At 36.4% G+C, this 23,075-nt stretch carries 20 protein-coding genes and 1 pseudogene; 13 read left to right on the forward strand and 8 right to left on the reverse strand.

From position 1 onward, the window contains the following. Positions 1–209: 209 nt before the first annotated feature. The 6 genes from HX005_RS02925 (at position 210) to HX005_RS02950 (ending at position 6,117) form a co-directional block, all read left to right on the forward strand. Positions 210–1,154, forward strand: coding sequence for an ABC transporter permease (locus HX005_RS02925; RefSeq protein ID WP_286376222.1), 945 nt, complete (start codon positions 210–212; stop codon positions 1,152–1,154). After that, the gene (locus HX005_RS02930; RefSeq protein WP_107007516.1) at positions 1,154–2,050 is read left to right on the forward strand and encodes an ABC transporter ATP-binding protein; all 897 of its coding nucleotides are present in this window, start codon (positions 1,154–1,156) and stop codon (positions 2,048–2,050) included. Before HX005_RS02925 ends, HX005_RS02930 begins: the two co-directional genes overlap by 1 nt. Positions 2,051–2,227: 177 nt before the next feature. Further along, positions 2,228–2,839, forward strand: a complete 612-nt coding sequence (locus tag HX005_RS02935) for a hypothetical protein (protein ID WP_286376223.1) — start codon at positions 2,228–2,230, stop codon at positions 2,837–2,839. 26 nt (positions 2,840–2,865) lie between these two features. Continuing rightward, on the forward strand, positions 2,866–3,168 hold the full coding sequence (locus HX005_RS02940) for a hypothetical protein (RefSeq protein WP_286376224.1): 303 nt from the start codon (positions 2,866–2,868) through the stop codon (positions 3,166–3,168). Between the two features lie 57 nt (positions 3,169–3,225). Beyond that, on the forward strand, positions 3,226–3,969 hold the full coding sequence (locus HX005_RS02945; protein ID WP_286376225.1) for a DUF4850 domain-containing protein: 744 nt from the start codon (positions 3,226–3,228) through the stop codon (positions 3,967–3,969). A 78-nt stretch (positions 3,970–4,047) separates the two neighbouring features. After that, on the forward strand, positions 4,048–6,117 hold the full coding sequence (locus tag HX005_RS02950) for a WG repeat-containing protein (RefSeq protein WP_286376226.1): 2,070 nt from the start codon (positions 4,048–4,050) through the stop codon (positions 6,115–6,117). Between the two features lie 47 nt (positions 6,118–6,164). Here HX005_RS02950 and sbmA read toward each other — a convergent pair whose 3' ends face one another. Beyond that, positions 6,165–7,364 carry a peptide antibiotic transporter SbmA gene (gene sbmA, locus HX005_RS02955; RefSeq protein ID WP_286376227.1) on the reverse strand — a complete coding sequence of 400 codons (1,200 nt, stop codon included), beginning with the start codon at positions 7,362–7,364 and terminating at the stop codon, positions 6,165–6,167. Between the two features lie 264 nt (positions 7,365–7,628). Between sbmA and HX005_RS02960 the strand changes: the two genes are divergently transcribed. Both HX005_RS02960 and HX005_RS02965 read left to right on the forward strand, forming a co-directional pair. Continuing rightward, positions 7,629–8,207 (forward strand): DJ-1/PfpI family protein, encoded by a 579-nt coding sequence (locus HX005_RS02960; RefSeq protein ID WP_107007510.1) that lies wholly within the window; start codon positions 7,629–7,631, stop codon positions 8,205–8,207. 194 nt (positions 8,208–8,401) lie between these two features. After that, positions 8,402–8,590, forward strand: a complete 189-nt coding sequence (locus HX005_RS02965; RefSeq protein ID WP_107007509.1) for a hypothetical protein — start codon at positions 8,402–8,404, stop codon at positions 8,588–8,590. 64 nt (positions 8,591–8,654) lie between these two features. On the opposite strand, the gene HX005_RS02970 is transcribed toward HX005_RS02965, so the two are convergent. The 3 genes from HX005_RS02970 to HX005_RS02980 form a co-directional block, all read right to left on the reverse strand. After that, a complete protein-coding gene (locus HX005_RS02970; RefSeq protein ID WP_286376228.1) occupies positions 8,655–9,917 on the reverse strand; it encodes a nitroreductase family protein in 1,263 nt (420 codons plus the stop codon). 247 nt (positions 9,918–10,164) lie between these two features. Beyond that, a complete protein-coding gene (locus tag HX005_RS02975; RefSeq protein WP_107007506.1) occupies positions 10,165–10,953 on the reverse strand; it encodes an SDR family NAD(P)-dependent oxidoreductase in 789 nt (262 codons plus the stop codon). Positions 10,954–11,021: 68 nt separating this feature from the next. Continuing rightward, positions 11,022–11,714: a hypothetical protein gene (locus tag HX005_RS02980; RefSeq protein ID WP_286376229.1), complete on the reverse strand. Its 693-nt coding sequence runs from the start codon at positions 11,712–11,714 to the stop codon at positions 11,022–11,024. A 371-nt stretch (positions 11,715–12,085) separates the two neighbouring features. Here HX005_RS02980 and HX005_RS02985 point away from each other — a divergent pair, with 371 nt between their 5' ends. Beyond that, positions 12,086–14,980, forward strand: coding sequence for a valine--tRNA ligase (locus tag HX005_RS02985; RefSeq protein WP_286376230.1), 2,895 nt, complete (start codon positions 12,086–12,088; stop codon positions 14,978–14,980). Between the two features lie 43 nt (positions 14,981–15,023). On the opposite strand, the gene HX005_RS02990 is transcribed toward HX005_RS02985, so the two are convergent. From HX005_RS02990 to rplU, 4 genes and pseudogenes are all read right to left on the reverse strand, one after another. Continuing rightward, positions 15,024–16,211 (reverse strand): helix-hairpin-helix domain-containing protein, encoded by a 1,188-nt coding sequence (locus HX005_RS02990; protein ID WP_286376231.1) that lies wholly within the window; start codon positions 16,209–16,211, stop codon positions 15,024–15,026. Between the two features lie 73 nt (positions 16,212–16,284). Beyond that, positions 16,285–16,761, reverse strand: a pseudogene (locus tag HX005_RS02995) (endonuclease domain-containing protein). A gap of 86 nt (positions 16,762–16,847) precedes the next feature. Beyond that, positions 16,848–17,105, reverse strand: a complete 258-nt coding sequence (gene rpmA, locus HX005_RS03000; RefSeq protein WP_092615635.1) for a 50S ribosomal protein L27 — start codon at positions 17,103–17,105, stop codon at positions 16,848–16,850. An 18-nt stretch (positions 17,106–17,123) separates the two neighbouring features. Next, positions 17,124–17,435, reverse strand: coding sequence for a 50S ribosomal protein L21 (gene rplU, locus HX005_RS03005; RefSeq protein WP_107007500.1), 312 nt, complete (start codon positions 17,433–17,435; stop codon positions 17,124–17,126). A 428-nt stretch (positions 17,436–17,863) separates the two neighbouring features. Here rplU and sdsA point away from each other — a divergent pair, with 428 nt between their 5' ends. The 4 genes from sdsA (at position 17,864) to HX005_RS03025 (ending at position 23,072) form a co-directional block, all read left to right on the forward strand. After that, positions 17,864–18,841, forward strand: coding sequence for an All-trans-nonaprenyl-diphosphate synthase (gene sdsA, locus HX005_RS03010; protein WP_107007499.1), 978 nt, complete (start codon positions 17,864–17,866; stop codon positions 18,839–18,841). 21 nt (positions 18,842–18,862) lie between these two features. Continuing rightward, positions 18,863–20,914 (forward strand): site-specific recombinase, encoded by a 2,052-nt coding sequence (locus tag HX005_RS03015; RefSeq protein ID WP_107007498.1) that lies wholly within the window; start codon positions 18,863–18,865, stop codon positions 20,912–20,914. 161 nt (positions 20,915–21,075) lie between these two features. Beyond that, positions 21,076–21,717: a phosphatase PAP2 family protein gene (locus tag HX005_RS03020; protein ID WP_286376232.1), complete on the forward strand. Its 642-nt coding sequence runs from the start codon at positions 21,076–21,078 to the stop codon at positions 21,715–21,717. Next, positions 21,717–23,072, forward strand: coding sequence for an efflux RND transporter periplasmic adaptor subunit (locus HX005_RS03025; protein WP_286376233.1), 1,356 nt, complete (start codon positions 21,717–21,719; stop codon positions 23,070–23,072). The genes HX005_RS03020 and HX005_RS03025 overlap by 1 nt, the downstream gene beginning before the upstream one ends. Positions 23,073–23,075: the final 3 nt, after the last annotated feature.

The raw sequence follows: 23,075 nt of genomic DNA on the forward strand, positions 1-23,075 counted from the left end.
TCTATTTAAGCTTGAGCGAAATACAAGAACAGAATTATCCAAAACAGTGCAAATATCGTGCATTAATGCACTTCATTTCATCAGTATCAGAGCAATATGCAACGCTTTATGATTAAACCTCGATGCTTCAACTTAAAAAATAGATATGGCACTCATTTTGCTTAACAGTATTACATTTTAAAAAAATCGTAATATTGGGGCGACACGTTATGGCTTATGTTGCTAGTGAACTCAGTGCAAGCAAAAAACTATATTTAGGTTTTTGTTCTTTTTTGATTCCTATTTTATTGTGGTGTGCGGTCAGTTATTTACCTTTTATTTGGCATCCTCAAGTTCAGATCACAAACTCAGGAAGTTCGACTTTTCTACAAGTAGGTAGCCGAGTAGACAAAGCTATTTTCTATAGTGAAGCCCAAAATGCAGTCAATCATGACCAAGCACCGCCTCAAGGAAAATTAGTCAATCCTATTTATTTACCTGCACCACATGAAGTTGCGCTTGCTTTAGTAACTGCCTTTACTACAGCACCAGTACAAGCAGATGCACCTTGGTTTCATCAAAGCTTGTGGCATAGTATTAAAATTGTCTTTACTGCATTTTTTATTTCATCGCTTATTGGCATTCCATTGGGGATTTTATGTGGATTTTCTAAAACAATTTCCCAACTAACCGAACCTTTTGTCGAATTTTTTCGTTATCTACCTGCACCTGCTTTTGGGGCTTTGGCTGTGGCTATTTTAGGGATCAATGATGCACCTAAAATTGCCATTATTGTCATCGGCACGCTTTTTCAACAAATTTTAATTATTGCCAATACCACACGTTTAGTTGATAAAAGTTTAATTGAAGCAGGTTTCACACTGGGTACGAACCCATTCAAAAGCTTATTTAATGTCGTAATTCCTGCTGCCCTACCTGATATCTATCGTGATTTACGCGTATTACTTGGTTGGGCTTGGACTTATTTAATCGTGTCAGAACTGATTGGTACGACCTCAGGCATTACATGGTTTATTACTCAACAAGCACGTTATCAAAATTTTGACAATGTTTATGCCGCCATTCTCATTATTGGGGTGATTGGTCTACTGTGCGATGTTGTACTCATGAAGTTAGGGCAACGTCTATTTAAATGGAAATTAGGAGCAAAATAATGAATCATCATCCTCAATACGCGACTGATTTTGATGCAAATGCTTATTTTAATGCAATTTATCAACGTCCTATCATTTTAGAAGCCAAAAAACTCAGCCAAATCTTTAAATATCAGCAACAGGAAAGAACGGTATTAAAGCAAATTGATTTAAAAATTCATAAAAGAGAGTTCATTTGTATCATTGGTCCATCTGGTTGTGGAAAATCAACCTTGAGCCGAATAGTTGCAGGACTTGACCCCTATAGTAGTGGTGAAATTTTAGTGGATGGTACAAAAATTCACGGTCCTAGCCCCGAACGCGGTATGGTATTTCAAGGTTATACCTTGTTCCCATGGAAAACTGTCAAAGAAAATGTCATGTTTGGACCACTTATGAAAGGTTCGAGCAATCCTGTTGCCGAAGCTGCCGCACGAGAATGGATTAATATTATTGGCTTAGAAAAATATGAAAACCAATATCCACACCAACTTTCTGGAGGAATGAAGCAACGTGTCGCCATTGCACGAGCATTAGTCAATGAACCTAAAATTTTACTGATGGATGAGCCTTTTGGTGCACTTGATCCACATACACGCCAAAAAATGCAAAAACACCTTATGGACTTATGGCAAAACATTGATATTACAATTATTTTTGTAACACATGATATGGATGAAGCCATTTTATTAGCAGATCGTATTGTTGCATTAAAAGCCAATCCAGGTGAAATCAAAGAAATTATTGAAGTGAATTTACCACGTCCTCGTCATCCAGAATTAATGACAACAACTGAGTTTAAAAATTTACGTAAACGCGTAGACTTTCTGGTACATGCCCAAGAAGATGAAATTGATCCAGCTCTAGAAGATTTACCTAAAATTCCACGTATGACTCAGGTCAGTACACATAAATAAATTGCGTTAAATATTCAGTAGAACACCCCATGCAGGTTGTTTATCGACCTGCTTTTTTTCACAAACATCATAATCATTTGGAATAGATTACAAATTTCATGCATTGAAAGTACTTATTTTTTATTACTATTCCTCACTATAAATAAAGAAAAGATTAAAATATGAAGGTACAAAAACATGTCTAAAATTCAATTTTTAAAATATAGCCTTATCATTTATCTATTAGAAATTTCTGTCTCTTTTGCTGCTATCGATACGGAACTTGAGCACGTCATCCAAACAGTGAGCTACGCTTTTAACGTCCAAGATGTTCAAACGATTCGACAATATATTCACCCACAATATGGTTATATTTATTGGAATAAAATTGGGGTACCAATCAATCAAAGTTTTTATACGCGTTCAGAATTTTCATTTCCTCAATACGAAGCGAATGGCTCAAATATGTGGTTTTATCAAGCACCTAAAGCCAATCAAAAACTGATCAAAAGCACACAGCTGCCCACAATGGACTGTACCTCTTGGAATAAATCAGGTTTATTTTATACCACAAATAACCATAAGCCATTTTCAGGGTTAAGTAAGAATAATCAAGATATTATTGAAATGTCTCAGCAAGAACTCAATCTAGAACTTAAAAAAATCTTACCCTTTGAAAAACAATTAGTTGAGTTACAATATGTAGGCAAGAGTAAAGATATTGGCGATGATATGCATCTATTTTTCAGCAAAATTAATGGAAAATGGTATTTTTCTGCACTTGATAATGCAGGAAATTGTGATGCTTAAAAGTTAAAATTCTTTAGGTAAATATCATGCTGAGCTATATTTTTTTGCTGATTTTGGCTTATTTTATAATCATGTGGTTATTTGCACTGATTTATGCCAATGAAAATAATTTTCCAACTACATTTTTAGGCAATACGCTCTCTCCAATCAAGCAATTTTGTTTAGGGATTTTTTATTTTCCATTTCAACAATTAAAACGCATCATCAAAGCAATTATAAAATTTCTTATTGAAGTTCTCTTTGAAATGATTTTCATGGGAATTTTACAGTTGATTTGGTTTCTCATTCGAGGATTCTTTATGCTTATTTTTAGAATTTTTGATGCCTAAAAATGACTGCTTATTTAAATCTAACTTGAACAAAGATTACATCAGGACAAAACCATCATGTTTAAAATCGCTATTCCTATTTTTCTATTATTATTGGCAAACACCGTACGTGCTGAAATCAAAACGTTTCAGCCACAATTCCCTCAATTTTCAAATAATGAAAAAGCGAGAAAAATCAATAATCAACAATACTTTTTAGGGCATGCAACATTTCAAAACAATGTCAGTATTCCCTTTTATGGTGTCACCGCACTGAATCCTGTCGATGATGGTTATATTGCTCGAATTAAAAAATGTGATGCTCAGTCTTGTCATTTTAATTTTAACTTAGACACAAATTTAGCTAAGCAACTCAAGCTTCTAAGTTTACCTGAGCTTGGTGTCGTTCTTGTTCCTCGACATTGGCAAGACATCCAAACAGATGCTGGAGCAAATGGAACAGGTTCAAGTTTGCTCATGAGTCCAGATCATCAAGAAGCCATTACACTTTATGATTCTTCAGTTTGTGCAGGTTGTGGTTATCCTTCAGCAAGTTTATATTTCCCACAATTGCTTAAACAAAGTATTGAATATGAATATGGTGGTATGCAAGACTCTCATAAAAAGTTAACTTTGGTTTATCCCAATAAAAATACTGCATTTTTTAGTTATCAAATTGCAAAGCAAAAGACTAAAACGCATGGTGTCGCAAAATATAGCAATGATGGTGATTTTAATTTTTGTAATATTCATGTGACATTGAATCCAAATAACCAGCAATTAATGCGTCCGATTTTAAATTTTTATCATGCTACACATTAACAACTTGAAATCCCTTTAAAAATAAGTGAATAAAATCTAAGCTTCATTGACTCAATATCACTTTTTAATCTTATAAAAATGGCAAAATCATGTACTTTATTTGCAATTGATTGTTTACCAAATAGCATAGAATGGCATTTTGATAATCCTCAAATTGAGGCTTGGGCTGAATGGTTCTCTCATATTCCGCTATTATTTTCATATTTAATGGGAGATCTTGAGCATTTACCTGAGAAAGTTGCCAGCAATACCTATGTAGATACACAAAGTCTATCTACGTTGATTACGCCAATTTCTCAAGTCAAACAACGCTGGAATTTTTTAAATTTACACTTTCAACAAGATATTCAAAATTTCCCTCTCGATATTGCTGAAAAATGGCAACATATTGATCAGACCATTCAAACGACACATAAAACATGGTTAATGTTGGACTGTACCCTGTTTAACGATGCTACTTTTGGCTCAAAGAAATTTTTAAAACAATTAGAGCAAATTTCGGAGTTGTCTAAACAGTTTAATTTAAATAATATTTTTGAGCTTAAACATTCAACTGCCAATCAAATCATACAACGCCCACAATTTGAGTTAGGTTGGTGGGATCGAAAATGTATCGCACGCATTTGGGATATTCAGGCTGACTTTGAAGATTTTTGGTGGAATGAAGATTTTTCTAAACAATGGGCGCTCACTGAAACTCGCTTTTTCCAAGATGCGATTGACGCTTTTACTGTTTATCCTAAAAATAAAAAATTACCCTCTAAAAAGCATGCAGTAGATCATGCTTTTTCAGCCTTAGTTACGCCCTATGGTCGTGAAATTTTACCACTGAGTTTAGAAATTGAGATGGCATTTGTGCAAGGAGGGTTTATTGTTGCATCTAAAGCTGTAAAGGATTTATTACATTCGAGTGCTCTTTATGACTTGAATGGGAATGAAATTCTGCCATTTTCCAAAGGTTTCAATAACATTGAGGTTTATAGCAATGCATTAATCAGTCACAGTATTTTGAAAGAAGATGGAGAAATTATTCAACAATTACTACATTTTCCAAGCTTAAGCTTACTACAAGATAATCTTAAATTTATTGATTATGGTCGTTATGAAGATGGATTTATTCGTGCAGAAGATTGTGATCAAAAACTCAATGTTTATACACCACAAGGTGATTTGGTTTTCCAACTGGATCATGCCATTTTAGGGAAAATCAACGCTAAGCATGGTCTAGCAACATTACGTCAATTTAAATCTGATGATCAGCGTGAAAATTATGGTGTGATCAATAAACATGGCGAAATGATCATTCCTTGTAAATATCAAAATATTGAACGTGGCTTTCAAGACTCGCCGCCTAAAATTTTTAAAGGTGGAAAAATTGTCGCCATTGACCATGATCTAAAAATTAATATTTTCAATAAAAAAGGGACATTGCTCATTCATAGCGACTACTATTCCCTGCCTTATTTACATGTACAACACGATAAAATTTTATGTTTTGATGGTTTAAATAACGAAGCGCAATGTGGCTATTTTGATATTCATAGCTTTGAGTTTATTGTCAACGAAGAAATGACTCGCGCAGATTATTTTGCTGCCCTGCATGATGCATTACTAGGTCGCAGTACCGAGGCACAATTTGAAATTAAAATAAATGAATGGCTTGAGCAAGTGACAGCAAGCGCATGGTTGCATGACATATCATTGTTACTTTGTGGACAAAACCAAGAACAAGCAACTGAACTGATTCATTCAACGAATGCTTTTATTATCGAAGAATTTGAAATCGCTCAAGAGGATGTTTTAGTCTATTGTGAAAGTCAAAATATCTATACCTTATATTGGCAATATTTAAACGTTGCGGCTCCAAAACTTTATCATTTTGATTATAAAGATACTGAAAGTTTATATCATTTGGCTGATTTTGATGAGTTTACTGGTTGGCAATGGTCGCGTATGGATGGTGATGAATCTATGCAAGATGGTATGGAATCTTTGGCACATTATCTCAAACCACATCATAAAAGCCTGCTTTATATCAATACAGATCATGACAGTATTTGTTTTGCAGTCTTAGAAAACATCGAAGTCGAAAGCTTTGCTGCTCTGTTGCAAAATGCCTTAATTCATTGCTATGTTATTGATGCTTAGATAAAAAAGAGCATTTTTGGATGCTCTTTTCTTTTGTTATGAAATCATTATTTTTCATCTAAAACAGATTCAAAGGCTTTTAAACGCTTATGAATAGATAATAGTTCTATAATCGTTTTCCATGAACTAATTAAATACTGAAAAGACTCACGGACTTTATCAAACACATTACCAATTTGGTTCAGTAAGCCCAAAGTCATTGTGCCTGCTGCAATAGATGGAAATAACACAACCAAACTAAATAAAATATCGAGCTGTGCATACCATGTGCTCACCATATTAAAATAAGCATAATGAAAATATAAACGGAAATAGTTTTTACGCACGTTTTGGAATAATTCTTTTAATGTCGCAGGCTGGGCACGATCTACATAATCTTCACCATAAACTAATTCTTTACGGTAGGCTGCTTCGACTTTTTGGTTATTAAACTCTAAACCTGGTAATTTAATCCCAACCACCATCAATAAAAATGTACCAAAAATTGCCCAACCTATTGCAGCCCATACCAACGAATACTTAATTTCACCCACAATAGGTAAGACTGGAACACGTTCAGAAAGCTGAATTAAGACAGGTAAAAAAGCAATTAAAATCATAATGGCTTTAATAAAACTCACACCTAAAGCTTCAAGTGTTGTTGCAAAACGCATGGTATCTTCTTGCACACGCTGTGAAGCACCTTCCACATGGCGCAATTTACCCCAATGTGCTGTATAATATTCATTCATTGCAGTACGCCAACGAAAAATATAATGGCTGACAAAAAATGAGTTGATGACAGCCACAGTAACTGCAACCATCGCAATTAATAAAAATGTCAATGTGCCCATATACAAATCTTGGATATTGCCACCACCACTACTGAGCATTTTTTGGATCATGTCCCAAAATGGACCATACCAAGCATTGAGAGATACACTCACCTGTACCCCAAACCAAACATTAAACAAAATAAAAGCTGAGCCCCATACTGACCACGCTTGCCATTTATTATTCGATTTCCATTTCCAAAATGCCGCAAATAGTGCAGTTGAAACAAAAAACCAGAGGTAAAACCAAAGAAACTGTGCTGACCAAAAACGTGTCACATTAATGGGTAACTCTGTTGTCGCATAAGCTTGAGGAAAACCAATGAACTCTCCCCAAGATTTACCACCGCTATACCACAGCACTAAGTTAATGATGAACCAAATCAGCAATGAACCAAAAAACCATTTTGGATTTGGAAAAAAAGATTTAAACATTGATGCTTGATATCCTTAATATTTTTTCTAAGTGACCTGATATTAATCCTAAAAGCTTAATTAAGAATAAGAAATCACAATAATTTTTATGTATTTTAGTAACTTGTCATTATATTTTTTTATTGCTTTGCTCTAACAAAATAGAAATTTGCTTATTTTATAAAATTTACGACTAAAGATGTGTCGATCTGCCTTAATTCTGTCAATCGGCTATGCTATGTTTCAATAGATAATTTTAACAAATGGATGAAAGAGGGCTGAATAATGTCTAAACAAATTTTAATGCTCGTTGGCGATTATGCTGAAGATTATGAAACAATGGTACCCTTCCAATTTTTAGTGGGCTTAGGCTATACAGTACATGCGGTTTGTCCTGACAAAAAGTCAGGTGATCACATTGCTACCGCAATTCATGACTTTGAGGGTGAACAAACCTACAGTGAAAAGCGTGGGCATAACTTTGCGATTAACTATAATTTTTCCGAGGTCAATACAGCAAATTATGTCGGCTTAGTGATTCCTGGTGGACGTGCTCCAGAATATCTACGTATGAATGAAAGAATCCTTGAAATTGTACGTGAATTTGATACTGCACAAAAGCCAATTGCTGCGGTTTGTCATGGTGCTCAAATTCTTGCTGCGGCTGATATTCTTCAAGGTCGCTTATGCTCGGCTTACCCTGCTTGTGCTGCTGAAGTCAAACTTGCAGGCGGTCAATATGCGGAGATTGCTGTAACAGAAGCTGTAACGGATGGGCATTTAATCACCGCACCTGCATGGCCTGCACACCCTGCATGGATGGCACAATTCATCCAAGCTTTAGGTGCAACAGTTCATTTATAAGCTTTTAAATTCATGTAAAAATACACTGTTTTTATTTCATTATATCAAGACAGGTATTTTTACATTTTAGTATAAAATTCAATCAAAATATTCATTTATTCCACTTAAACGCTCAGTTTAAACTCATAAAAAACATAATAAATATGTCATAATTTATATGATATTTACTGCGAAATAATGAGTTAGGATTAAAGATGGAGATTGTTGAATTAATTCAACCTGTAACTTTAACGAAAGATCAATTACAACCCATTACGATAGAAGCGGGTATTTTATTAAAAGTGCTGATGGTCAATCCATCTTCTTACTTGGTGGCAGATGAATCTGGTTTTTCGTTTTTACTCCAGTTTAGCAATGAAAATATACAGTGGAAAAAACTTTAATATGCATGCAAAAATGGCTCTGATTTAAACAGATCATCCATATTATTGTGATGTTTCACGTCATCTAAATCACAGATGAAAGCTTAAGTCGAGTTTCAATATACCATTCACCGCGCTGTAAACGGTCTGTATAAACTTTAGGAAGCATGATATTAAATCGCTGACTTTCCACATAAATATCATATTCACAAATTGTGCGTTGAGTCTGATCTTTTAAAGACCAAATTAACCATGTATTTGGCTCAAATGTATGTTCTACTTGCACATTCCATCTCGCTTCAATACGACCAATATGAAAATTTTCATCATATTCATTTATGTTTAATGGAAAATCTAAGGCTGTAGCATCATAACCTTGACTATCATGGATCAAAATACTTTGTGCGGCTGTAGGCCAAATACAATATCGTAGATAGTGCTGATCCATTACCCGTTCAATCAGATGTCGATCCCGAGCTAAAAATTGGTGTATATCTTGCTCAATATCAGGGAAAATACCTGAACAACCTGCAAACATTCCTGCTAATAATAACTCCACATGATCATAAGAATCATGCATACAGTGAAAATAACAATCTGAGTCAATCCATGCTTGAACCGCCGCACGCTCTTTATAAGATAAAAATGAGTCAGCATCACGAACTAAAAAACGTTTTACTTGTGGATCATGCATGACAAAAAAGCGCCAATATAAACCTGAAAGCTGTCTTTGCTGTTCATTCACATAAATGATCTGTGCACCTAATGCTTTTAATCGTTCTACAATTTTGCGCGGTACACTTTCATCAATATAAAAACGACATGTCCATTCAGGAAAAATTTCCTTTGCAAATTGAGTATTTAATACTGCCCCTTCACAATAACGTGGTAAATCACCATATAAAGAATAACTAATAATATTTTCAGAGGGTGCTTGTGGGTTAAATTTAGGAGGTGTAGTCTGAGGAAGGCTTAATTTTTTTTCATGTTGCACTGCATCTTTTTTTGCTTGATTCGCTAAACGCCCATAATGCTTTTGTTGTTTTCTGTCATTTAAAAAATAACATACTTCACTCATTGCATCATAAGTATTAATTTCTACAGTATGAGGATGATATTGTATCGCTTGTTGCAAATAATCATATGCAATCTGATAATTTTCTAAACGCATTTCTGTGATCGCTAAATCACAGAGCACATTTTGATGTGAAGGAACGACTTGAATCAGCTCTAAAAGTTGTTGATTAGCACTCAAATAATCACGATTTTTAAATGCCGTTTGAATATGCTGCGCTTTACTTGCTAAAAATTGATTAATTTGTTCTAAAGTCATTTCGTTATTTAACATATTACCACTTTTCACTTGATTCAATTTTTATCATATAAAAATAACTTTACAATACAAAGCTCTAACCACTATAGATTATATCTAATAAGCATAATCGTGTTTATATAATGTAGGTACTTGATACTGCTGACCATCAAACTTTAGGATCATTTTTTTGTTGTGATGACAAATAGCAGAGAGAAATCCACACATTATTTTTAAAATAATATTCATGTAAATCTCTCCTGCCCTATTTTCATCAATGAACTTATTTCACTTTCATTTTCCGAATCATTTTATATAAAATTTTCGGTGAAATACGTGATACCAATACACCCAGTTTTTCTTTTCGTCCTCCAACCACAATAAACTCTTCCCCTTTTTGTAAAGCTTCTATCGTTTGTTGTGCAAATTCATCTGCATCTAAACCATTTTCAATGGCTTCATCCTGATGACCTTGAGGCTTACCTTCACCATTCAATGCATTAAAAGATACATTGGTTTTAACAAAACCTGGAAAAATCACTGAAACATTCACACCATCTTTGGCAACTTCAGCACGTAAACTATTTGCCCACATATGAATCGCGGCTTTTGCTGCCGAATATGACGCACGATATTGCGTACCAAGCAAACCTGCAATACTTGATACATAGGCAATTCGACCTGATTTCTGTTTTAAGAATGTAGGCAATACGGTTTTCGTTAAAAAAACTTGTGAAAAATAATCGATTTCCATAATGGCACGTTCTGTTTGCATGGTCGTATCTGCAATCAATGCACGTTGACTGAGACCCGCATTATTAATCAACCAATCAATTCGACCTTTTTCTTTGAGCACTTGCTCATAAGCATGACGAACTTGTGATTCATTGGTGATGTCCATTGCAACCGAAATATGACGATCTGGATTGAGCAAACTTACACGAACATTTTCCAACTCGTCTAAACGGCGTGCACTCAGTACCACTTGTGCACCTTGTAAAGCACACTCTTTTGCTAAAGCCTTACCTAAACCTGATGAAGCTCCTGTAATCCAAACAACCTTCATGTCCATGAACTATCTTCCTAAATAATTGATTTTAAATATGCCATGAAAAATATTTCATGCAAAGTACCCAGAAATTAACTACGCACTAAAAAATGATTAAAATGTTTTGCATAATGCTGTGCTTTTTCTGCATCACCTGCTTTATAGTCATCCCCTACCTTTTCTAGGCGTTTATAACCTGTACTGGTAATCATATTAATGACACCATTTAAAGTTTTATCGACCACAAAATTAAATTTTAATAAGGTTTTTGGATCTCGAATAAACTCAGAAATACCCAAATCAATGATTTTAACTAAATTTTTTAAGGTGGCTGGTAATGCCTGAATATTCCCTTCTAAAACTTGCTGAATATTTTGACTCGCTTGCTCACCTAAATGACGGTCTAACACATAGTACATATAAATTTGTTCAGGATTAGATGGGTCAAATTTTTGTAAAATATGATTTGCCACAGGCTTTAAACGATCATTCCCAAAAAAGGAAATCGACCATGGCATATATTTTCGTAATGCATTTTCAATTTGCTCAAAAATCTGTTCGGCTTCTTTTAAACTTTTTTGTCCTTTGGCATCTAAATCTTTTCCTCGTTTTTCTTCAATCAAGCGTCCAAAAACCTGATCTAAAACCTGACAAGACATATCTGTAAAAATCGTGCCTAATTGTTTAGATAGATTTTCTTTATCTCCCTGATTTAAACGTTCAGTGACATTTTGCAGTGCTTGATAAGTTGAAGTGTCAATTGCTAAGTTAATTTTATAAGTCATACAAATCAGCCTTTTTGTTAATATTATGGGTCAATCAATGGTGACAAAATATTAGCAAAGCTTATCATTATATGCATTGTCTTTTCTTGATTCTTTTTACATTTTAAAAATATATTAAGCCACTGATTCATTTATTTTTTTAAAATATTTATTGCAATACTGACCAACCTTTTATCTTATTTTTTGACTTTAATGAATGTTGTGATGATTCTATTCATCAATAAAATTTTCTTGCTCAAACTTTGATACTCGCTCAGTGAAGTTTACTGCCCAACCAGAGCGTTCTATACACTTGATGAGAATCCCCCACTTAGGAAATTTATTTGCTACAATGAATCTAATTTTTCACTCACTTTTGATCTGTTTTTACTATGACTGATTCAGCGCAAAATATTGCTACAACCTACGATCCGACTGAGATCGAGAAAAAATGGTACAAGACTTGGGAAGAGAATGGTTATTTCCAACCTTCTCGTAAAGGCGACTCATTCTGTATCATGATTCCGCCACCAAACGTCACAGGCAACTTGCACATGGGTCATGGTTTTAACAATGCCATCATGGATGCCTTGACACGTTATAACCGTATGTCTGGTAAAAATACCTTATGGCAACCAGGTACAGACCATGCGGGTATTGCAACGCAAATGGTGGTTGAACGTCAGCTTGGTGCTCAAGACATTAGCCGTCATGACTTAGGTCGTGAAAAGTTCATTGAAAAAGTCTGGGAATGGAAAGAACAATCTGGCGGTAATATTACCCGTCAAATTCGTCGTCTGGGTTCATCAGTAGATTGGTCACGTGAACGCTTCACTATGGATGAAGGTTTATCTAATGCAGTCAAAGAAGTTTTCGTAAAACTGCACGAAGACGGTTTGATCTATCGTGGTAAACGTTTGGTGAACTGGGATCCAAAACTACAAACTGCATTGTCTGACTTAGAAGTTGAGTCTGATAAAGAAGAACAAGGTTCATTGTGGCACTTCAAATATTTCTTTGAAGACAAGTCACTGCGTACCCATGATGGTAAAGACCACATTGTTGTGGCAACCACTCGTCCTGAAACATTACTTGGTGATACAGCAGTTGCAGTTGCACCTGATGATGAGCGTTATGCACACCTTGTGGGTAAAAACATTATCCTCCCAATTACAGGTCGTGCGGTTGCCATTGTTAAAGATGAATATGTCGATAAAGAGTTTGGTACAGGCTGTGTAAAAATCACCCCTGCACATGACTTCAATGACTATGAAGTGGGTAAACGTTGTGAACTCGCGATCATTAACATTTTCAACAAAAATGCTGAAGTATTGGCTGAGTTTGAATATATCGCGAAAGCGGGTGAACAAATTTCTAAAACTATTCCTGCACCTGCAGAATACGTAGGTTTGGAACGTTTTGCTGCACGTAAAAAATTGGTTGAACAAGCTGAAGCTGAAGGCTGGTTAGATCAAATTCAACCTTATACCTTGAAACCCCCTCGCGGTGACCGTTCAGGCGTGATTGTTGAGCCATTATTGACAGACCAATGGTATGTAAAAATTGCACCACTTGCTGAGCCTGCGATTAAAGCTGTAAAAGACGGTGACATTAAATTTGTGCCTGAACAATACAGCAACATGTACATGGCGTGGATGAACAACATTCAGGATTGGTGTATTTCTCGTCAATTGTGGTGGGGTCATCGTATCCCTGCTTGGTACGATGCTGAAGGCAACATCTATGTTGGTCGTGATGAAGCTGAAGTTCGTGCAAAACACAATCTGCCTGCTGATCTTGCACTGAGCCAAGATGAAGACGTACTTGATACATGGTTCTCTTCTGCACTATGGACATTCTCAACTTTAGGTTGGACAGGCGACGCAGAGAAAGATAAAGAAAACTATTTCTTAAATACTTTCCACCCGACGGATGTATTGGTGACTGGTTTTGACATCATCTTCTTCTGGGTTGCACGTATGATTATGTTTACGTTGCACTTTATGAAAAATGAAGATGGTACGCCACAAGTTCCATTTAAAACCGTGTATGTGCATGGTTTAGTCCGTGATGGCGAAGGTCAAAAAATGTCGAAGTCTAAAGGCAACGTTCTTGACCCATTAGATTTGATTGACGGTGTTGACCTTGAAACCCTCGTGCAAAAACGTACTACAGGTTTGATGAACCCGAAAACTGCACCAAAAATCGAGAAAGCAACCCGTAAAGAATTCCCTGAAGGTATTCAAGCTTATGGTACAGATGCGGTTCGTTTCACTTTCTGTGCGCTTGCCAATACAGGTCGTGACATCAAATTCGACATGAAACGTGTTGAAGGTTACCGTAACTTTGCCAACAAGATTTGGAATGCAACCCGTTTCGTTCTGATGAATGTTGAAGGTCAAACCATTGGTCAAGAAGTTCGTCAAGACCTTTGGGAACTGCCTGAACAGTGGATCGTAAGCCGTTTACAAAAAGCGGAACAAGCGGTTCAGCAAGCCTTTGCGACGTATCGTTTGGACTTGGCTGCGCAAGCAATTTATGAGTTCATTTGGAATGAATACTGTGACTGGTATGTTGAGCTGACTAAGCCAGTTCTAAATGATGAAAATGTGTCGACTGAGCGTAAAGCGGAAGTTCGTCGTGTGTTGCTTGCGGTGATGGAAGCGTCTTTACGTCTTGCACATCCAATCATGCCGTTCTTGACTGAAGAAATCTGGCAAACGCTTGCACCAATGATTGGTCTGCAAGGCGAAAGCATCATGTTGGCACAATACCCTGTTGCCGATGAAGCGAAGATCAATGAACAAGCTGAAGCAGATATGCAATGGCTTCAAGGTTTGATTGGTGCAGTTCGTAACATCCGTGGTGAAATGGGCTTAGGTAATGCGCGTTTGTTACCTGTGCTTCTACAAAATACCACGGATGCTGAAAAAGCGCAGATCGCACGTATTGAACCATTGTTTAAAGCGTTGGCAAAAGTTGAAAGCATTACTTTCCTTGCTGATGCTGAGCAACCGCCATTGTCATCGTCTTCTGTAGTTGGTCATGTGTCTGTATTCGTTCCTATGAAGGGTTTGATTGATCCGAAAGCGGAACTTGGTCGTCTACAAAAAGACTTCGACAAGGTTCAAAAGCAACATGACCAAATTGCGACTAAACTTGGCAATGAAAGTTTTGTAGCGAAAGCACCTGCTGCTGTGGTTGAAGGTGAGAAAGTTAAACTTGCTGAGTTTGCTGATCAGTTAGCGAAGATTAAAGCGAATATGGAGCAGATTGCGGCTCTTTGATGCTATATTTGATTTAAAAAATCCCCTCAATTGAGGGGATTTTTTATTCAGAGAATTGTTCTTGTGCTAATTGTAGCGTTTTAGTGCCTATACCTCGAACTCCTTTTAAGTCATCAAAAGTAAGGGAGCCATTTTTCTCAATTCTCACTTTATAAATTGCTTTCGCTATGTCGCGCTTAACATTTAATCGTACTTCAAAATCATCTAGAGTTGCTGTTTTTAAAGAAGGTTTCGAGCTACTACTTATTTGTGAAGGATCTAAATAGTCTAAAATATCAGAAAGCATTAAATACATATGAAAAACAACACGAGTTGCTTCTAATTGACTAACTTCAGCATGAACACCTTTATTGGTCATTTTATAGTTTTTTTCTAACCATGAGCCTAAATAATCTACATGCATTTTAGCTAAATCTCGATTGCTCTCAGACTCAATTGATTCGGACATAAATTGCCATAAGCGATTGATATATTGATTGGCTTTAAAAGTTCGTTTGTTAATTACCTTATCGTTTGGTGGATAAAGTTTATCTGCTAAAGCTTCTAGCAATCTACGACATGAAGTTAATGCTTGCGACCATTCCTCAGAGTTTTTTGATGATATACCTTTAAATGCAAGCATTAGTTGTTGTGCTAACTCAGGTTCTAAATCAAGTAGTTTATCATCCACGGCATTTTTCAATAAATCAAAACAACCTATAGAAGTATCCGAATATTTATATTTATTACTTAATTTCACACAGTATTCATGTGCTTTTTTCTTTATATAATCGATATGGTCTTGTACATTTTTCAAATATAAAGTTTTATCATTCCCATTCTTTTTTAGGTAAGGTAATTGATCCTCTAATACATGAATTGAATGAACCAAACCACCAGCTGAATCTGAGTTTTTTAGACTAACAAATTTAGATGTGATAATAAACTTATGATCAATTCCATTATCTTTTAATTCTTGCAGTATTGTTTTAAATACAGTAGAAGTAATATCTACGGGTTTTTGCTTTTTTTCAAACTCCTTACTAATCAAGTCCAATAATTTTTTTATGTGAAAGATATATTTTTGATTTCCCAATTGAATTTCAGACCAAACATATATATTTTTTTCATCCAATAACAAGGAGGCACGTGACAATTTTTGAACTGCAACAGTTACACTCCCTTTAGCTGATTCAAGTTCTTTCAAAGCTTCATTCAATAGCCCAATAGCTTCTGATTTTTTATCTAACATATTCTTTATACCCCCAATTAAATTTTAAATATTAGATCTTTATTAGGTTAAATTATTATTTTTCAAGTTTACCTCACCCCAACCCTCTCCCATAGGGAGAGGGAGCGTTATTTGATTTAAGACCTGCATGAGTTTGCACTGGAGTTCCCTCTCCTTCTAGGAGATGAGCAGCACTGCTGCGCAAGGGAGAGGTGCTTTTTAATTCAGTACATATTGACCATAAATGCTCTAAAACCACATCCGTCTCCCCCAACACATCATCGTTCCAATACCTTACAACTTTAAAACCCAAAGCCTCTAAAAACTTTGTCCGTTCCACATCATATTCTTTACCATCATCCGTATTGTGTTGGCTTCCATCCAACTCAACGACTAAACCAATTTCATGACAGTAAAAATCTACAATATAGCGTTTAATTACATGCTGACGGCGGAACTTCAAATTCATAAATTGCTAATTATCTAAAAGTTGCCACATTAAATGCTCTGCCTCAGTGGCATTTGTGCGCATAATTTTGGCGAATTCGAGTAATTGTGGGTCTATTTTCATTTTTAGATTTAAAATAATTTTTATTCAGATATAAAAAATGCCAGTCAATTTTTCAACTGACTGGCATTGCTATGAACGTTTAAAACTTATGCAGTTTCAACAGTTACATAACGACGGCCAAATTGACCTTTTACTTCGAACTTGATTACGCCATCAGCAGTAGCAAATAAAGTATGGTCACGACCCATACCTACGTTTGCACCAGCGTGGAACTCTGTACCACGTTGACGAACGATAATGTTACCAGCAGTCACAGCTTGACCACCGTACATTTTAACACCTAACATTTTAGGGTTTGAATCACGACCATTTCGTGTCGAACCACCGGCTTTTTTGTGAGCCATGTCTATTACTCCTCGTGATTAGCCTGCAATACTAGTAATTTTCAACTCGGTAAACCATTGACGGTGACCTTGTTGTTTACGGTAATGTTTACGACGACGCATTTTAACAATACGGATTTTGTCGTGACGACCATGACCAACCACTTCTGCAGTTACTTTTGCGCCAGCAACAACTGGAGCACCGATTTGAATGCTTTCGCCATTCACAACCATTAATACATCATCAAATGTAATAGTCGCGCCAGTTTCAGCTTTCAACAATTCAACTTTAAGGGTTTCACCCTCAACAACACGGTGCTGTTTACCACCGCTTTGGATTACTGCGTACATAATGTACTCCAACTTGCCCGTGTCGTCGTGCCGAAAAAGGAATATTCCGATCTTAAAACGAACGCCACTGGGGGTTATACAAGGGCAAAGATTTTAAGTGATAATGAATTAAACAACAAGCCATTTTAGTTAAATATTCTATTTGTTTATTCTTTATTCAGATATTTTATACAGTATTTTTTATTAATATTTGAAATAACTCTATTTTTTCTATTTTTACATAAATTAAAATAGATTTTTCAGTTAAATTCGCTACTATGTAGCTCAAAAGAATGACTTACAGAACAGCTCTAATTCCGTCAGTTTTTGGACAAATTAAGAACATATCATTAAGATTCAGTACGATGACTGTTTTCATAAGCAACATTCATTGATGTTAATTGTTACACTAGCAACTTAAAAATGCATTTGTATGAGGCTTCCTTCACATGACCATTGACTTTAAGCAAGATATTCTCGCGCCTGTTGCCACTGACTTTGCTGCAATGGATCAGTTTATTAATGAAGGGATTACGTCTAAAGTCGCACTCGTGATGGCTGTCAGTAAACATGTTGTTGAAGCTGGCGGTAAACGTATGCGTCCAATCATGTGCTTACTTGCAGCAAAGGCTTGCGGTGCAACAGATATGGAACCGTATCGTAAACTTGCTGCCATTATTGAAATGTTGCATACAGCAACGTTGGTTCATGATGATGTTGTAGATGAATCTGGTTTACGCCGTGGTCGCCCGACTGCCAATGCAACATGGAATAACCAAACTGCGGTGTTAGTGGGTGATTTCCTTATTTCTCGCGCCTTTGACCTTTTGGTTGACCTTGATAATATGGTTTTACTGAAAGATTTTTCTACAGGAACATGTGAAATTGCGGAAGGCGAAGTTTTACAGCTCCAAGCACAGCATCAACCTGAAACCACAGAACAAACCTATCTTGATATTATCCATGGTAAGACTTCTCGCCTCTTTGAACTTGCAACCGAAGGTGCTGCAATTTTAGCGGGTAAACCTGAGTACCGTGAACCATTACGTTTATTTGCAGGTCATTTTGGTAATGCATTCCAGATTATTGACGATATTTTAGATTACACCTCTGATGCAGAAACATTAGGTAAAAATATCGGTGATGATTTGATGGAAGGTAAACCAACTTTACCTTTAATCTCAGCTTTAAGAAATACAACAGGCGATGATCATGAAATTATTCGTAAAAGCATTGCAACAGGTGGCACTTCTGACTTAACACGTGTGATTGAAATTGTTCACAGTTCAGGGGCTTTAGAATATTGCAGCCAACGCGCTACCGAAGAAACTCAAGCCGCAATACGTGCTTTAGAACATTTGCCTGACAGTATTTATCGCCAAGCCTTGTTCAATTTGGCACAACTTGCTTTACATAGAATTCAATAAACTTAAGCTACATTTTTGCCTATGCATATAAAATTTAATGATATCTTTTTAAAAATGCAGGAACAGCTTGAGTCTCCTCAAGCTATTCCTGATGAATCTCTCCTTATCGAGTTGGTCAATCGTATTCGACCAGCCCATAGTCAAAATGCTGAACTTACACAGCAACATGTACAAGCTTTTATTCAAGCCTTACTCATTACGCCTACCGCTGCTTTAAATGTTCAAGGCTATTTACTTAAAATTATTAACCAACATAAACAAGCAAGTTTATATGCAGATAGTGGCATTTTGTCACTTGATGGCTTTTGGAGTCAGCTTTCACAGCGCTTGGGTGCTTATTTCTTACCTTTATTGAAAGATGAAACAGATTTACGTGATTTAGTGGGCAATGTATTTCATCAACGTACAGATAAATACTGGCTCGAACATATTAAAGACGCGCAATGGAATCAGCTTTTCCATATTTTGACACAAGGTCATTTTCTAAAAGCTGAACTCAATGTCAAACGTGAATTGATCACAGCCATTACAGTATTGTCTTATCGAATCAGTGGGATTGGCTTATATCCTGAATTTATTAATGCTTATCCTGAACTCAGTGAATATGAATCACCTTTCTTAGTTCAAAACCGTGAAATTATTGAGTTTATTGAGGCTTATAAAAAACAGCATCGAGATATCAATGAAATCGCGGTGCTTGCTCCGCCAGATGCTGACCAAGCTCTTGTCATGATTGAACAATGTCGTGATGTCGTACTTAAAATTCGTCGTGCAACCAAACGTATTGGTGTCAGTTTAAGTTTGACGTATTTATTATCTTTACTTGAGCAATGTCTTGATCGAGTAGAAATTTTACTCAATTTAATTGTTGAAGAAGATAAAGTACGTGCTGTCTCTTGCGGTGATTTGATCATTGATCTTGTGCATGCTCACTACAATGAAACCAGTGTTCGACATTTACTCAAAACCAATAGTGAGTTGATTGCGCTACAAGTAACAGAAAATGCCAGTAAAACGGGTGAGCATTATGTAAGTACCGATAAAAAAGGCTTTTTGGGTATGTATAAAGCGGCTGCGGGTGCAGGCGTTATTATTGCCACAATGGCAACGTTAAAGATATTAACAGCGCGTTTAACACTTGCCCCACTCATGCAAGCTTTTTTATTCAGCATGAATTATTCATTAGGTTTTATGTTTATTCATGTCTTGCATTTTACTGTTGCAACCAAACAACCTGCAATGACAGCAGCAGCACTTGCTTCAACTGTACAACATCGAAAAGGCTCTAAAACAGCTCAGATTGCAGAACTCGCTGCCTTAATTATCAATATTATTCGTACCCAGTTTATTGCGATCTTGGGCAATATTTCTATCGCTATTCCTACGGCAGCCTTGATTACTTATTTTTGGCAAATAGCGATGCATGAACCATTACTCTCGCATGCCAAAGCCAATGTCGTTTTGCATAGTTTAAATCCTTTTACATCTTTGGCTGTGCCACATGCTGCAATCGCGGGCGTTTGTTTATTTTTATCCGGCTTAATCGCAGGCTATTTTGACAATATGGCAGTCTATCGTAAGGTCAGTCCACGCTTAAAAGCACATGTCAAATTGAAAAATTTAATGGGTCAAAATAGACTAAATAAATTTGCAGACTATATGGAGCGAAATTTAGGTGCTTTAGCAGGTAATTTTCTGTTTGGTATTATGCTAGGTAGCATGGGAACCATTGGTTTTATATTAGGTTTACCTTTAGATATTCGTCATATCGCTTTTGCGTCAGCCAACTTTATTCAAGGCTTAATGTGTGTCAATGGCTCACCTGATATTGGATTGATCGTCATTTCATTTTTAGGTGTTTTATTGATTGGTATGACAAACTTATTTGTCAGTTTTAGTTTGACGATTATTGTCGCACTCAAAGCAAGACAAGTTCGTTTTGAACAATGGAAACCTTTGGCAAAATTGGTATTTACTCATTTTTTTACAAGACCACTCGACTTTTTTTGGCCTCCAAAACAACCTTTGCAAGTAGAGGAACATTCCTCTTTAACGCATAAGAATGGTCATTAGTTAAATTGTTATCATTTTGTGCAAATGATTACAACTTGAAAAAAAAGAACTTACTATAAATTACTCATTTATAGTGACTTGAAAAAAAGTGTACTGGCTAGTACACTTCAGCACATTAATTAATCTCAACCATGTGATTAACCAAAGCAAGGTCATCTCATATGCCTTATATCTTTTTATTCATTCTTGGCTGTATTGGATTAAGTATAAGTTGTATTGGACTCAATATTTTGTATATACAACAACTTGATAGTTCTTCTATCATTTGGATGAGTTTACATCGTTCTGATTTTTTAAATCATATCGCTGTAAGTTTGTCTTATTTAGGTGGTTTACCTGCCATGTTGTTGGTTTGTGGGATATGGTGCTTACAACAAGCCTATGTCAAAAAATATGCAAATGTTGTGTTGATTAGTTTTAGCCTTTTAGGTGCTTCCGCTGTAGGTTGGATATTAAAATATTCTATTCAGCGTCCACGCCCTGAGGCTGCTTATCAAATGGTGCAAACCTATGGTGCATCATTTCCAAGTGCTCATAGCATATATGCCGCTGTACTTGCTTGTTTAATCATTTTTATATTTTATCGGCATGCTAAAGCAAAAATTTTAATCATATTTGCTAGTTTGTGGTGCCTAAGTATGGGATTTTCGAGGGTATATGTAGGTGCTCATTTTCCAACTGATGTACTTGCGGGTTGGAGTATCGGGTTTATCTGGGTTTCTTTGATCTGGCTTTTGCTTTCGAAACAAATATTAAGTATGAACAAATTATTTTTAGATAAGAATCTAAACGAGGTGGAATAATGATGTCGGCAAAGCTTTGGGCGCCTGCTCTTACTGCTTGTGCTCTAGCAACAAGTCTTGCACTTGTGGGTTGTAGCAAAGATCCAAAAGATGCACAACAAGGTAGCGCTGCTGCTCAAAAAATGCCACCGACAGAAGTTGGTGTCATTGTTGCTCAACCACAAAGCGTTGAACAAACTGTAGAGCTCTCTGGGCGTACAGCAGCATACCAAATTTCTGAAGTTCGTCCACAAGCGAGTGGTGTAATTTTAAAACGTCTATTCTCAGAAGGTAGTTTTGTCCGTGAGGGTCAACCACTTTATGAGATTGATTCACGTATCAATCGTGCATCTGTTGAAAGTGCTCGTGCAAATTTAACACGTCAACAAGCAAATTTAGGACGCCAAGAAGCAACCATCGCTCGTCAACAAGCCAATTTAGGCGTGTTACGTGTGAAAGAAGGTCGTTATCGTCAATTGGTTAGCTCAAATGCGATTTCTAAACAAGAATATGATGATGCTGTTGCACAAGTAAAATTAGCAGAAGCTGATCTAGCAGCAAGTAAAGCTGATTTTGCTGGTACACAAGCAGATATCAATGCAACACAAGCTGAACTGCGTAGTGCTGAAGTCAATCTTGGCTATTCTACTGTTCGTTCGCCTATTTCAGGTCAATCTGGACGTTCTAGTGTGACTGCTGGTGCTTTAGTGACTGCGAGTCAAGCAAATGCTCTCGTCACGATTCAACAGCTTGATCCAATTTATGTAGATATTAATCAATCAAGTGCTGAACTACTTCGTTTACGTCAACAACTTGCTCAAGGCAGTATTGACCGTAGTAATAATACGAAAGTTCGCTTAAAGCTTGAAGATGGCAGTATCTACCCTGTTGAAGGAAATCTTGCATTTTCTGATGCGAGTGTAAACCCTGATACAGGTTCTGTGACATTACGTGCTGTGTTCTCAAATCCAAATCACTTATTACTTCCTGGTATGTTTGCTAATGCGCAAATCGTACAAGGTGTGATTCCAAATGCCTATTTGATCCCTCAAGCTGCGATTACACGTACGCCTACAGGTCAAGCTATGGCTATGCTTGTCAATGCAAAAGGTCAAGTTGAATCTCGTCCTGTAACGACTTCTGGAATACAAGGTCAAAACTGGATTGTGACGGAAGGATTAAGCACAGGCGATAAAGTGATTGTTGATGGTATTGCTAAAGTCAAAGCTGAACAACAAGTTGTTGCTAAGCCTTATCAACCTCAAGCTGCTGCACCACAAGGAGCAAATCCTAAAGCGGGTCAACCAAAAGCAGATGAAAAAGCACAACCAGCTCAGCAAAATAATACAACTGAACAAAAAGCTACTTCAGCATAAGGG

It is taken from the genome of Acinetobacter sp. R933-2 (assembly GCF_030325485.1).
Classification (GTDB): Bacteria; Pseudomonadota; Gammaproteobacteria; order Pseudomonadales; family Moraxellaceae; genus Acinetobacter; species Acinetobacter sichuanensis.

Coding starts and splice junctions, on each gene's coding strand:
- HX005_RS02925 (WP_286376222.1), top strand. CDS start 210: ATGGCTTATGTTGCTAGTGAACTCAGTGCAAGCAAAAAACTATATTTA.
- HX005_RS02930 (WP_107007516.1), top strand. CDS start 1,154: ATGAATCATCATCCTCAATACGCGACTGATTTTGATGCAAATGCTTAT.
- HX005_RS02935 (WP_286376223.1), top strand. CDS start 2,228: ATGTCTAAAATTCAATTTTTAAAATATAGCCTTATCATTTATCTATTA.
- HX005_RS02940 (WP_286376224.1), top strand. CDS start 2,866: ATGCTGAGCTATATTTTTTTGCTGATTTTGGCTTATTTTATAATCATG.
- HX005_RS02945 (WP_286376225.1), top strand. CDS start 3,226: ATGTTTAAAATCGCTATTCCTATTTTTCTATTATTATTGGCAAACACC.
- HX005_RS02950 (WP_286376226.1), top strand. CDS start 4,048: ATGGCAAAATCATGTACTTTATTTGCAATTGATTGTTTACCAAATAGC.
- sbmA (WP_286376227.1), bottom strand. CDS start 7,364: ATGTTTAAATCTTTTTTTCCAAATCCAAAATGGTTTTTTGGTTCATTG.
- HX005_RS02960 (WP_107007510.1), top strand. CDS start 7,629: ATGTCTAAACAAATTTTAATGCTCGTTGGCGATTATGCTGAAGATTAT.
- HX005_RS02965 (WP_107007509.1), top strand. CDS start 8,402: ATGGAGATTGTTGAATTAATTCAACCTGTAACTTTAACGAAAGATCAA.
- HX005_RS02970 (WP_286376228.1), bottom strand. CDS start 9,917: ATGTTAAATAACGAAATGACTTTAGAACAAATTAATCAATTTTTAGCA.
- HX005_RS02975 (WP_107007506.1), bottom strand. CDS start 10,953: ATGGACATGAAGGTTGTTTGGATTACAGGAGCTTCATCAGGTTTAGGT.
- HX005_RS02980 (WP_286376229.1), bottom strand. CDS start 11,714: ATGACTTATAAAATTAACTTAGCAATTGACACTTCAACTTATCAAGCA.
- HX005_RS02985 (WP_286376230.1), top strand. CDS start 12,086: ATGACTGATTCAGCGCAAAATATTGCTACAACCTACGATCCGACTGAG.
- HX005_RS02990 (WP_286376231.1), bottom strand. CDS start 16,211: ATGTTAGATAAAAAATCAGAAGCTATTGGGCTATTGAATGAAGCTTTG.
- rpmA (WP_092615635.1), bottom strand. CDS start 17,105: ATGGCTCACAAAAAAGCCGGTGGTTCGACACGAAATGGTCGTGATTCA.
- rplU (WP_107007500.1), bottom strand. CDS start 17,435: ATGTACGCAGTAATCCAAAGCGGTGGTAAACAGCACCGTGTTGTTGAG.
- sdsA (WP_107007499.1), top strand. CDS start 17,864: ATGACCATTGACTTTAAGCAAGATATTCTCGCGCCTGTTGCCACTGAC.
- HX005_RS03015 (WP_107007498.1), top strand. CDS start 18,863: ATGCATATAAAATTTAATGATATCTTTTTAAAAATGCAGGAACAGCTT.
- HX005_RS03020 (WP_286376232.1), top strand. CDS start 21,076: ATGCCTTATATCTTTTTATTCATTCTTGGCTGTATTGGATTAAGTATA.
- HX005_RS03025 (WP_286376233.1), top strand. CDS start 21,717: ATGATGTCGGCAAAGCTTTGGGCGCCTGCTCTTACTGCTTGTGCTCTA.